The organism is Pectobacterium sp. CFBP8739, from assembly GCF_013449375.1.
GTDB lineage: Bacteria > Pseudomonadota > Gammaproteobacteria > Enterobacterales > Enterobacteriaceae > Pectobacterium.
In genome coordinates this window covers 114,848-126,303 of record NZ_JACDRR010000006.1, presented here as the reverse complement: position 1 = coordinate 126,303, position 11,456 = coordinate 114,848, and the positions used below count along the sequence as shown (strand labels likewise).

Genomic DNA, 11,456 nt, shown 5'->3' with positions numbered 1-11,456 from the left:
CTTATGACAACAGACATTACGACGGTGAAGTGCCCAACCTGCAAGCAGGCAGTCATCTGGGATGAAACCAGCCTCTATCGCCCATTTTGCAGCAAGCGTTGTCAGCTCATCGATTTAGGTGAATGGGCTGATGAAGAAAAGCGCATCCCTAGTGATGATATGGTTTCTGATAGTGAAGACTGGAGCGAAACGCGGTAACCACCGCGTTTCGCCGCTATAATTTTCAGGCAGAGTTTTTCAGACAGGCAAAAGCAAGGCTAGATTAAAGCGATTTCAGCCAGCGGATCATCTCCGCATTCGCTGGCGGAAATTCTTCCTCACGTAATTCTTCTACACTCACCCAGCGAGATTCCTGCCCTTCCCGACCATAGGGTTCCCCCTGCCATGTTTCAACCAGGAAGAAATGAAGCGTAATGATTCTTTCTGGCGTAGAAAATGTTTTGTCGTTTAGCGGTTGGGGCGCGACAGCATCGATGCCCGTTTCTTCACGCAGTTCACGAATCAGCGCCTGTGCTGGCGTTTCTCCCTCTTCTATTTTACCGCCGGGAAACTCCCACATCCCTGCCATGTGAACGCCATCTGGGCGACGAGCAATGAAATATTGCTGTTCCGCATTGCGGATGATGCCTACCGCGACGGATAACTGTTTTTGCGTCATGACACTTCCTATCAGGTTCTGATCAAGTAAAAGGCGGTCAATGACCGCCTTTCCTTTGCACTTATCACATTTTATTCGCTGATTTCAGCGACCAGTTATTTCTGTAAGCGGCCGTGGCACTGCTTATATTTCTTGCCTGAACCACATGGGCAAGGATCGTTACGTCCGATTTTACGATCCGCCTGCGTCGGTGAACCGGTGTTCAGGCTATCTTCTTCCTGATGGCTCAGTTGCTGCTGCCGTGCCAAACGTTCAGCTTCTTCACGGCGTTGCTGCTCCAGCGCTTCGATCTCTTCCGGCATTCTCACCTGAACTTTGCTCAACGTGCTGATCACTTCATATTTCAGTGATTCCAACATCGCGGCAAACATAGAGAACGACTCACGCTTATACTCTTGCTTCGGATCTTTCTGTGCATAGCCACGCAGATGGATACCCTGACGCAGATAATCCATGGCTGCCAGATGCTCTTTCCACAGTGAATCCAACGTCTGCAACATCACGCCTTTTTCAAAGTTGCGCATGACTTCGCTACCGACCACGTCTTCTTTGCGCTGATAAATCTCAATCGCCTGCTGGAAAATACGCTCACGCAGCGTTTCTTCGTGCAGCTCTGGTTCTTTATCCAGCCACGCTTTGACTGGCATATCCAGATCGAAATCGTTCTTCAAACGCTGTTCCAGACCTTCTACATCCCACATTTCTTCCAGAGACTGCGGAGGAATGTAGCTGTCGATCGTCGCTTTGAACACATCCTCACGAATGCTGGTGATGGTTTCGCTGATATCAGACACGTCCAACAGTTCGTTACGCTGCGTATAGATCGCACGACGCTGGTCGTTCGCCACATCATCGTATTCCAGCAGTTGCTTACGAATATCAAAGTTACGGCTTTCCACTTTACGCTGGGCGTTAGCAATCGCCTTCGTGACCCACGGGTGCTCAATGGCTTCACCTGGTTTCATGCCTAGCTTACGCATCATGTTGGAAACACGATCGGAAGCAAAAATACGCATCAGCGCATCTTCCATCGACAGATAGAAACGTGATGAACCCGCATCCCCCTGACGACCGGAACGACCACGCAGCTGGTTATCGATACGACGAGACTCATGGCGCTCCGTACCGATGATGTGTAAGCCACCAGCAGCCAGCACAGCATCGTGACGCACTTTCCAGGCTGCTTTAATTTCTGCAATTTGCTCGTCACTCGGGGTTTCCAGAAGCGCCACTTCCGCCTGCCAGCTACCGCCCAACACGATATCTGTACCACGACCCGCCATGTTGGTCGCGATGGTCACCGCGCCAGCCTGACCCGCCTGAGCAACGATATCGGCTTCCATCGCGTGGAATTTCGCGTTCAACACATTATGTTTGATACCCGCTTTTTCCAGCGCATGAGAAACCACTTCCGATTTCTCGATGGAGATCGTACCGACCAGAATCGGCTGACCTTTTGCTGAACGCTCTTTGATATCTTCAATGATGGCATCGATTTTTTCCTGCTCGGTCATATAGACCAAATCAGGTAAGTCTTTACGAATCATCGGACGGTTAGTCGGCACCACAATCGTATCCAGCTTGTAAATAGAGCTGAACTCGAACGCTTCGGTATCTGCCGTACCGGTCATACCCGCCAATTTTTCATACAGGCGGAAATAGTTCTGGAAGGTAATGGAAGCCAGCGTCTGGTTTTCATTCTGAATCGTTACTTTCTCTTTTGCTTCCACAGCCTGATGCAGGCCGTCTGACCAGCGACGCCCCTGCATGGTACGGCCGGTGTGTTCGTCAACGATGATCACTTCACCGTCTTTCACAATGTAATCAACATCGCGGGTAAACAACACATGCGCACGCAGCGCAGCAGTCACATGGTGCATCAGCATGATGTTCGTTGGGGAGTACAATGATTCCCCCTCTTCCATAATGCCTTCTTTCACCAGCAGTTCTTCGACCAGAACCAGACCACGCTCAGTGAGGTTAACCTGACGCGCCTTTTCATCAACAGAGAAGTGGCCTTCGCCGTGGAAGGTATCCGAATCCTCTTTCTCCTGACGGATCAAGTGAGGGATAATTTTATTAACGCTGATATACAGCTCGGAGCTATCTTCAGCCGGGCCGGAAATGATCAACGGCGTACGCGCTTCATCGATCAGGATCGAGTCAACCTCATCCACCAGCGCGTAGTACAATTTACGCTGTACTCGCTCTTCCGGACTGAACGCCATGTTGTCACGCAGGTAGTCAAAACCGTATTCGTTATTAGTACCGTAGGTGATATCAGCCGCATAGGCTTCACGCTTCGCAGGAGCAGGCATTCCCGGCAGGTTAATGCCAACGCTCAGGCCAAGGAATTCAAACAATGGACGATTATTTTCGGCATCACGCTGTGCCAGATAGTCGTTCACAGTCACCACGTGTACGCCGCGGCCAGTCAGCGCATTCAGGTAGGCAGGCAACGTTGCCGTCAGCGTTTTACCTTCACCGGTACGCATCTCCGCAATGCAACGCTCGTTCAGTACCATACCGCCGATAAGCTGCACATCGAAGTGACGCATGCCAAACACACGCTTACTGGATTCACGTACTACCGCGAAGGCTTCCGGCAGCAGGTTCTCCAGCGACTCACCTTTTTCCAGACGAACACGAAACTCCAGCGTTTTCGCTTGCAGTTCCTCATTCGACAGCTTTTCCATTTCAGGTTCTAAGCGATTGATGACATCAACGTTTTTACGCATACGGCGCAGCGTACGATCGTTACGGCTACCAAAAATTTTGGTTAGGATATTCATGACCATAATAATTTTTAATCTCACAAGTGCCACGTATCCAGTGGCAACACAACATCGAAAATCTGAGAAACTCAGTGAAAAACGGGAGAAATTTCTTCAGCTAATTATCCATTACACGTTCAGCTGAGAAGGTATGGCCCTGCTCGGATGCCGCGAATTTGGGCAAGCCAGATGCCAATTTGATGATGAGCTTGGGGATAAAAAGTCACTCGCCCAGCGTGGGGGGAGATCACAAGAGGGTACTGGGAATCCTGCGTCAGCAACGCATTTAACGTATCCAGCAAAACCAGAGAATGAGGTTCTAGTTCGTCAGCCTGCTGGGCATTGACCGTTTGTGGCGTCGTCAACGCAAAAGAAAGGTGGCGAATTACCGTACGGATCGCATGCTGATGCCAATAATCTACGCTGTAGGATGAGCGTCGATGCGCTTCTTTCAGCGCGACTAGATCGGTAAGGCTCAGCGATACGTTATTCTGGCGACTAACGCTGGAACTTGAATTGGGGAGTGAGGTGATGTCCTGTGAGTCGTTCAGGCTTGTCGGCAGACCAAGACTCGCCGCGACCATCCCTAATAAGAGATGCGGCCAGAAATAACGTCTGCCAAATTGTCGCCAACGATTTAGAATACCAATCACGAGTAACATCCACCGGAGCCAGGTCTATGCGTGATAGCCGCCCACAATCACTGGAATTTCTGTTTGATAGCGCATCCACGTCGGGTAAAGGCCCGCTACAAGATGTGCAACAGCGCGCTATCGCCTTATTAAAACTTAACCGTGCCGTGCGCGGATTACTGCCTGCACCGTTGCACCCATGGTGCCGCGTCGCTAATTATCGGCAAGGTTTACTGATCTTGGAAACCGCTAACGCCAGTTGGCTGATGCGGTTACGTTACGAACAACCCGCACTGCTCTCTGCATTACGCGCACAAATACTACCATCATTGGCTTCAATCGACATCAGGATTAATCCAACGCTTGCCGCAAAAGGGAATGAAATCGTGAAAAATAGTCACATTTCAGCGACGAAAAATGTCGATGACAAACCGTTGCGTCAGTTGAGCGAACAAAGTGCGGAAACATTGAGGACGTTAGCAGGAAACAGCCCGGAAAAACTCAGAAAGATATTAGAACGACTGGCCTCACTGGCCGGAGAGAGTACCAGTAAAACCAGTCGTAATAAGAAGTAACGACGTTAAGCGTTACGCCAGCACGATAGACGGTGCTTTAAATGCCAGCGGCATTTCAGCTTCGTCTTCAAAGGTCACGTATTCCCACGCTTCCTGATTAGCCAACACAGCCTGCAACAGTTTGTTGTTCAGAGCATGGCCGGATTTAAACGCAGAAAACGCACCGATGATGTTGTAACCACACATAAACAGGTCACCGATGGCATCCAGCATTTTATGACGGACAAACTCATCCTCAAAACGCAGACCGTCTTCGTTCAATACGCGGTAATCGTCAACGACGATGGCACAATCCATACTGCCGCCCAGGCACAACCCACGAGACTGCAAGTATTCGATATCGCGCATGAAGCCGAAGGTACGCGCACGGCTGATCTGGCGAACAAACGCATCAGCAGAGAAATCCAAACGATAGCGCTGGTTGCCCGCATCAATCGCCGGGTGGTTGAAGTCGATAGTGAAATCCAGGCTGAAGCCATTAAACGGTTTCATTTCGGCCCACTTATCGCCATCTTCAACACGAACTGGCTGTTTGATACGCACGAATTTCTTGGCACAGTTCAGCTCTTCAATACCCGCATCTAACAACAGGTAAATAAACGGGCTGGCGCTGCCATCCATGATTGGAATTTCTGGCGCGTCAACATCAATGACAATATTGTCAATGCCCAACCCTGCAAGCGCAGCGTTAAGATGCTCCACCGTAGAAATACGGACGTCATGCTCATTAACTAGGCAAGTACAGAGCATGGTATCACGCACGGATTTTGCATCAGCCGGAAAATCAACCGGGGGATTCAAGTCTGTGCGGCGATAGATGACCCCGGTATTTGCCGGTGCAGGACGCATGGTCAACGTGACCTTCTTGCCGGTATGTAACCCGACACCAGTCGCCTGAACAATACGTTTTAGTGTACGTTGTTTGATCATCATTTTATCTCGCATGTTACTGAACCTACCGACCTAGTATAAACCAAGCTCGGTGGCACAGTTTAGCACAAAGAGCGGAGATTCCAACGTTATCTGGCAGCAAATTAGTCTGCCTGCTTACGCAGAAACGCCGGGATATCCAGATAATCTGGCTCTTTATTCGTCTGCGGATTCGGGTCGTTAACCACTTTGGCAACCGGTTTTTCCTGCGCCAGTGGCGTCATACCGTGTTGCTGATAACGATGATCCATCACAGGCTGACTGGCCTGCTTGTTCGTCACCAGAGTAATCTCAGGACGCTTGTCCATGCCGATACCCGTCGCAACAACCGTTACACGCAGTTCATCATTCATTTCTGGGTCAAGTGACGTACCGATTACCACTGTCGCATTGTCGGACGCGAATGCACGGATGGTGTTACCTACCGTCTCGAACTCATCCAAACGCAGGTCAAAGCCCGCCGTGATGTTGACCAACACGCCACGTGCGCCGGACAGATCGATATCTTCCAGCAGCGGGCTGGAGATCGCCATTTCAGCCGCTTCTTCTGCACGGTCTTCACCACGCGCAACACCGGACCCCATCATGGCATAACCCATTTCGGACATCACGGTACGCACGTCAGCAAAGTCGACGTTCATCAAACCCGGACGAGTGATCAGCTCGGCGATCCCTTGCACCGCGCCTTTCAGCACATCGTTTGCCGCACCAAATGCATCCAGCAGGGAAATACCGCGTCCGAGCACTTTCAGCAGTTTGTCGTTTGGAATAGTGATCAGTGAGTCAACGTGCTTAGACAGCTCGGCGATACCCTGCTCCGCAAACGCCATACGCTTTTTGCCTTCAAAGTTAAAAGGCTTGGTCACCACAGCAACAGTCAGGATACCGAGGTCTTTTGCGACTTCGGCCACAACCGGCGCAGCACCGGTACCTGTACCACCGCCCATACCTGCGGCGATAAACACCATGTCCGCACCTTCCAGTGCTGAACGCAGTGCTTCGCGATCTTCTTCAGCCGAATTACGGCCGACTTCCGGGTTAGCACCCGCGCCCAGACCTTTAGTAATGCCACTACCGATCTGAATCGTCTGGCCGACAGCCGTTTTACGCAATGCCTGCGCATCCGTGTTAACAGCGAAGAATTCGACGCCTTCGATGCGCTCACGCACCATGTGTTCAACGGCATTACCGCCGCCGCCACCGACGCCGATGACTTTAATCACCGCGTCGTTGGTTAATTCCATTGGTTCAAACATAATTTCTCTCCGTTTGTGCCTGTAACTGCGAGATCATAAAACTGTGCCAGGTGATCTCTTTGATAAAATTAAAATTCTTTCCTCAACCAGCTGTTGATTCGTTTGAACCAGTTGCTCACTGAGGCTCGTTTTTCGACTTCATGCTCACCACCCAGATGAGATTCTTTTCCGTAATGCAGCAACCCAACCGCCGTTGAGTAATAAGGCTCTTGGGCATAATCCGTCAGCCCTGTTATATTCATTGGTTGTCCAATACGCACCTGTGTATGGAACACACGCTGCGCACAGGCCGCCAGACCGTCTATTTGCGCAGCACCGCCCGTCAGCACAATCCCCGCTGCCAGATGGTGTTTCACGCCCTGTTGACGTAACTGCTCCTGCAACTGTAAAAGTTCATCGTTCACCAAGTTCAACAGCTCGGTGTAACGTGGTTCAATCACTTCCGCCAGAGTCTGTCTTTGCAGACTGCGGGGTGGACGTCCTCCAACGCTCGGGACTTCCACATTCTCATCTTTGCCGACGATCGCGCCTAATGCACAACCGTGACGTACCTTGATCGCTTCGGCATCCGTCGGCGGCGTACCAAATGCGTAGGCAATATCGCTGGTAACCACATTCCCCGCATACGGAATCACTTTAGTGTGTCGCAACGCGCCGCCCGTGTAGACCGCGATATCCATTGTACCGCCACCGATATCCACTACGCACACACCCAGCTCACGTTCATCTTCTGTCAGCACCGCATAACTGGAAGCCAGTCCCGCAAAAATCAGCTGATCGACTTTTAAACCACAGCGTTCAACGGCTTTAACAATATTCTTCGCCATATCGTTATGGCAGGTTATCAGGTGGACTTTCGCCTGCATACGTACGCCGGATAAGCCAACCGGATTTTTAATCCCTTCCTGATAATCGATCGCGTACTCCTGTGGAATTACATGGAGAACACGATGCTCATCGCGCACGCGCACGGATTTAGCGGTATGCACAACGCTTTCCACGTCATCCTGCGTGACCTCTTCTTCTGAAATAGGCACCATCCCTATTTCATTCTGGCAGCTGATGTGTTTTCCCGAGAGCGCCAGATACACGGAAGAGATCTGGCAGTCTGCCATCAACTCAGCCTGATCAATAGCGCGCTGAACACATTTAACGACCGATTCCAGATCGTTTACGCCGCCTTTATCCATACCGCGTGACGGGCAACTGCCTACGCCAATAATATTGACCATGCCATCGGGCAGAATTTCCCCTACCAGCGCAGCCACTTTTGCTGTACCGATTTCCAGCCCAACTACCAGTTTTCTGTCCGTCGACTTGATCATTGTTGTTTAGCCTGTGCCTGTTTCTGGTTACTGTTCTGTTGCTGATCAATGTCTTATTGCTGACCAACTCGTTGCCGATCAACATTTTGCTGATCAAGCAAGGCTGGAGCCCAACCAATTGCAGCCCCGCTGTCGTACCGCAAGTCCACATGGCTGATACGTTTGTTTTCGCTCTGAGCCTGCCGCTGTAACAGCGGATACAGCTCGATAAAGCGTTGCAGACGTTTGGCCCTATCATCCCGCCCCAATTCAAGGCGAGTATCATCGTCTAATCCCAGTTGCCACGAATGCCGCGCACTCATCGCTACCGTCTTTAACGTAAATTTCCCAGCGGCTAACGTCTGACTCATTGTGCGATAGCCTTCCAACACTTCTGTCTCGCTGCCTTCCGGGCCATACAGCAACGGCATCTTGCGATTGCCAATACGTTCGGCAGGTACACTGAACGAATTTCCTTCCGCATCAACCATTAGCTGATCATTCCAACGTGCTACCGGAACATATTCAACCAGATGAATCTTTAATTCGTCCGGCCACTGCTTACGCACACTGGCCTGTTTTATCCACGACAAACGTTCAATCTGCTGCTGGAGCACATTTACATCCTGTGTCATGAACGTACCCGGCGCCCCCAACGACAAAATGGCCTGACGGATATCGTCATTGGTGGTGTACTGTCTTTCCCCAGTTACAGTCATGCGGGAAAGCGGTAAACGGCTGGCATCCTTCATCCACCCAACCACCATCCAGCTTCCCCAGACGATAGTCCCTACCACCATCAGCAGGAAAATCATCCCTGCCAATTGGCCACCATTACTGCGACGTGTTCCTTTCGTTTCAGGCTCTCGTCCGCGAGTATTCAGCGCTGCCTGCGACATATCAGCGAGCGAGCGCCAAAATTTTCACGACCAACTGCGAGAAAGTCAGGCCACGCTGACGCGCTGCCATCGGAACCAGACTGTGGCTCGTCATCCCCGGAGACGTATTCACTTCAAGCAGATAGAAGGCACCATCGCTATCCAGCATAAAATCAACGCGTCCCCACCCGCGGCAACCCACCGCACGATAAGCCGCCATTGCCAATCCAGCTAACGCCTGTTCTTGCTCGTCCGGCAAACCACTCGGGCAGAAATACTGCGTATCATCCGATAAATACTTCGCTTCATAATCGTAAAACGTACCCGCAGGCTGAATACGGATAGAAGGCAACACCTCATCGCCCAGAATAGCAACCGTATACTCTGGGCCACTCAGCCATTTTTCGACCAGAACATCGTCATCGTGACGGAAGGCTTCTTCCAGTGCCGCAGGCAGTTCGCTCAGCGTATTCACTTTGCTCATACCGACGCTGGAGCCTTCGCGGCTTGGCTTGACGATGAGCGGCAGCCCGAGAGGTGTGAACTTCGCCAACAATACGTTTGCCGCCATCTCTGAATATTGACGGCGATCCAGCGCCACGTAAGGCGATACTGGTAATCCCACCGCTTGCCACACCTGTTTAGTGCGGAGTTTATCCATCGTCAGCGCAGATGCCATAACGCCGCTACCGGTATAAGGCAGCCCTAGGAATTCCAGAACACCCTGCAATGTACCGTCTTCGCCACCACGACCATGTAAGGCGATGAAAATTTTGGTAAAGCCTTCTTCCTTCAGCGTCGTCACAGAGACGTCACGGGTATCAACCGCATGTGCATTGATGCCCGCGTCTTTCAGACCAGCCAGCACTGCCTGACCGGAAAGTAACGACACTTCACGTTCGGCAGAGGTTCCACCAAGCAATACAGCAACTTTCTCAGTCATGATGTTCCTCATTCACTCATCTGCGGCTGTAATCTGGAATCAGCCAGTTTACGCGCCAGTTTACCGATGTTGCCGGCTCCCTGAACCAAAATCAGGTCTTCACCTCGCAGCGCCTGTGACAACAGTTCCGGTAAAGTATCCACATCCGTCACCAGAATCGGATCAATCTTACCTCTTCCGCGAATCGTACGGCATAGCGAACGACTGTCCGCCCCCGGAATCGGCGATTCTCCTGCGGAATACACATCCAGCATCAGCAGCACGTCAACCTGTGATAACACATGCGCGAAATCGTCATACAAATCGCGGGTTCGCGTATAGCGATGCGGCTGAAAAATCATGACCAGCCGTTTATCCGGCCACCCTGCGCGGGCAGCTTTAATTGTGGCATCGACTTCCGTCGGATGGTGGCCGTAATCATCCACCAACATTGCCGTACCGCTTTGTCCATTCACCAGCTCAAGCGGATATTCGCCGAGGAAATCGAAGCGGCGCCCCGTGCCCTGGAAACGCTCAAGCGCACGCAGAATCGCCTCATCATCAATGCCTTCGTCGGTCGCCACGGCAACCGCCGCCGCTGCGTTAAGCGCATTGTGACGCCCCGGTGCATTCAGCGTAACGGTTAGCAGCGGTTTATCTTTCCGCTCCAGCGTAAAATGCCCCTGCGCGCCCACCTGGCGATAGCCTGAAACCCGTACATCGGCATCATCGCTAAAACCATACGTGGTGATATGGCGACCCACGCGCGGCAGCAACTCACGGATTACCGCATCATCAATACACATCACCGCTTGCCCATAAAACGGCAGGTTGTGCAGAAAATTGATGAACGTCTGCTTCAGGTTTTCAAAATCACCCTGATACGTGTCCATATGGTCGGCTTCAATATTGGTCACAATCGCCACCATCGGTTGCAAATGCAGGAAAGACGCATCACTTTCATCCGCTTCCGCAATCAGGTAACGGCTTGAACCCAAACGCGCATGCGTTCCCGCCGCCTTCACCAATCCACCGTTCACAAACGTCGGATCCAGTCCCGCTTCCGCGTAAATACTGGTGACCATCGCCGTCGTCGTCGTCTTACCGTGTGTCCCCGCAATCGCGATACCGTGACGAAAACGCATCAGTTCCGCCAACATCTCAGCACGACGAATCACCGGTATACGTGCGTCATGCGCGGCAACAATTTCAGGGTTATCCGCAGTAATCGCACTCGATACCACCACCACACTAGCGTTCAGAACGTTCTCCGCACGGTGGTGGAAATAAATCTGCGCGCCGAGTTCGGTTAACTGCTGCGTCACCGCATTCGGTGCCAGATCGGAGCCGCTAATTTCATAACCTTCGTTGGCCAACACTTCGGCGATACCACCCATGCCAGCACCGCCGATGCCGACAAAGTGTATGTGCCGGACGCGATGCATCTCGGGCACGATTGAACGTAGTTTCGCCAGTTGTTGAGTATTCACTTTATTCTATCGCTACCTTGTTGCGCGGTCGCACAGC

General features: G+C 51.7%; 11 protein-coding genes. 2 read left to right on the top strand and 9 right to left on the bottom strand.

Annotation, left to right across the window (positions count from 1 at the left end; all coding sequences use genetic code 11):
* Nucleotides 1–3 precede the first annotated feature (3 nt).
* On the top strand, nt 4–198 hold the full coding sequence (gene yacG, locus H0247_RS04995; RefSeq protein ID WP_180741545.1) for a DNA gyrase inhibitor YacG: 195 nt from the start codon (nt 4–6) through the stop codon (nt 196–198).
* A gap of 64 nt (nt 199–262) precedes the next feature.
* Here yacG and mutT read toward each other — a convergent pair whose 3' ends face one another.
* From mutT to secM, 3 genes are all read right to left on the bottom strand, one after another.
* Entirely contained in the window at nt 263–658 is a 396-nt protein-coding gene (gene mutT / locus H0247_RS04990; protein ID WP_180741544.1) for an 8-oxo-dGTP diphosphatase MutT, read from the bottom strand.
* Between the two features lie 95 nt (nt 659–753).
* The gene (secA, locus tag H0247_RS04985) at nt 754–3,456 is read right to left on the bottom strand and encodes a preprotein translocase subunit SecA (RefSeq protein ID WP_180741719.1); all 2,703 of its coding nucleotides are present in this window, start codon (nt 3,454–3,456) and stop codon (nt 754–756) included.
* A gap of 113 nt (nt 3,457–3,569) precedes the next feature.
* On the bottom strand, nt 3,570–4,085 hold the full coding sequence (gene secM, locus H0247_RS04980) for a secA translation cis-regulator SecM (RefSeq protein ID WP_180741543.1): 516 nt from the start codon (nt 4,083–4,085) through the stop codon (nt 3,570–3,572).
* A gap of 26 nt (nt 4,086–4,111) precedes the next feature.
* Here secM and H0247_RS04975 point away from each other — a divergent pair, with 26 nt between their 5' ends.
* The gene (locus H0247_RS04975) at nt 4,112–4,639 is read left to right on the top strand and encodes a DUF721 domain-containing protein (RefSeq protein WP_180741542.1); all 528 of its coding nucleotides are present in this window, start codon (nt 4,112–4,114) and stop codon (nt 4,637–4,639) included.
* 12 nt (nt 4,640–4,651) lie between these two features.
* On the opposite strand, the gene lpxC is transcribed toward H0247_RS04975, so the two are convergent.
* The 6 genes from lpxC to murC all read right to left on the bottom strand — a co-directional run bounded on the left by lpxC (nt 4,652) and on the right by murC (nt 11,419).
* Nucleotides 4,652–5,569: a UDP-3-O-acyl-N-acetylglucosamine deacetylase gene (gene lpxC, locus H0247_RS04970; RefSeq protein ID WP_180741718.1), complete on the bottom strand. Its 918-nt coding sequence runs from the start codon at nt 5,567–5,569 to the stop codon at nt 4,652–4,654.
* 104 nt (nt 5,570–5,673) lie between these two features.
* Nucleotides 5,674–6,825, bottom strand: a complete 1,152-nt coding sequence (ftsZ, locus tag H0247_RS04965; RefSeq protein WP_180741541.1) for a cell division protein FtsZ — start codon at nt 6,823–6,825, stop codon at nt 5,674–5,676.
* Between the two features lie 68 nt (nt 6,826–6,893).
* The gene (gene ftsA, locus H0247_RS04960; protein ID WP_180741540.1) at nt 6,894–8,150 is read right to left on the bottom strand and encodes a cell division protein FtsA; all 1,257 of its coding nucleotides are present in this window, start codon (nt 8,148–8,150) and stop codon (nt 6,894–6,896) included.
* A gap of 53 nt (nt 8,151–8,203) precedes the next feature.
* Nucleotides 8,204–9,028, bottom strand: a complete 825-nt coding sequence (ftsQ, locus tag H0247_RS04955) for a cell division protein FtsQ (protein WP_180741539.1) — start codon at nt 9,026–9,028, stop codon at nt 8,204–8,206.
* A 1-nt stretch (nt 9,029) separates the two neighbouring features.
* On the bottom strand, nt 9,030–9,950 hold the full coding sequence (locus tag H0247_RS04950; protein WP_180741538.1) for a D-alanine--D-alanine ligase: 921 nt from the start codon (nt 9,948–9,950) through the stop codon (nt 9,030–9,032).
* An 8-nt stretch (nt 9,951–9,958) separates the two neighbouring features.
* Nucleotides 9,959–11,419: a UDP-N-acetylmuramate--L-alanine ligase gene (murC, locus tag H0247_RS04945; protein WP_180741537.1), complete on the bottom strand. Its 1,461-nt coding sequence runs from the start codon at nt 11,417–11,419 to the stop codon at nt 9,959–9,961.
* Nucleotides 11,420–11,456 lie beyond the last annotated feature (37 nt).

Coding starts and splice junctions, on each gene's coding strand:
- secA (WP_180741719.1), bottom strand. CDS start 3,456: ATGGTCATGAATATCCTAACCAAAATTTTTGGTAGCCGTAACGATCGT.
- mutT (WP_180741544.1), bottom strand. CDS start 658: ATGACGCAAAAACAGTTATCCGTCGCGGTAGGCATCATCCGCAATGCG.
- lpxC (WP_180741718.1), bottom strand. CDS start 5,569: ATGATCAAACAACGTACACTAAAACGTATTGTTCAGGCGACTGGTGTC.
- H0247_RS04950 (WP_180741538.1), bottom strand. CDS start 9,950: ATGACTGAGAAAGTTGCTGTATTGCTTGGTGGAACCTCTGCCGAACGT.
- H0247_RS04975 (WP_180741542.1), top strand. CDS start 4,112: ATGCGTGATAGCCGCCCACAATCACTGGAATTTCTGTTTGATAGCGCA.
- yacG (WP_180741545.1), top strand. CDS start 4: ATGACAACAGACATTACGACGGTGAAGTGCCCAACCTGCAAGCAGGCA.
- ftsA (WP_180741540.1), bottom strand. CDS start 8,150: ATGATCAAGTCGACGGACAGAAAACTGGTAGTTGGGCTGGAAATCGGT.
- ftsZ (WP_180741541.1), bottom strand. CDS start 6,825: ATGTTTGAACCAATGGAATTAACCAACGACGCGGTGATTAAAGTCATC.
- ftsQ (WP_180741539.1), bottom strand. CDS start 9,028: ATGTCGCAGGCAGCGCTGAATACTCGCGGACGAGAGCCTGAAACGAAA.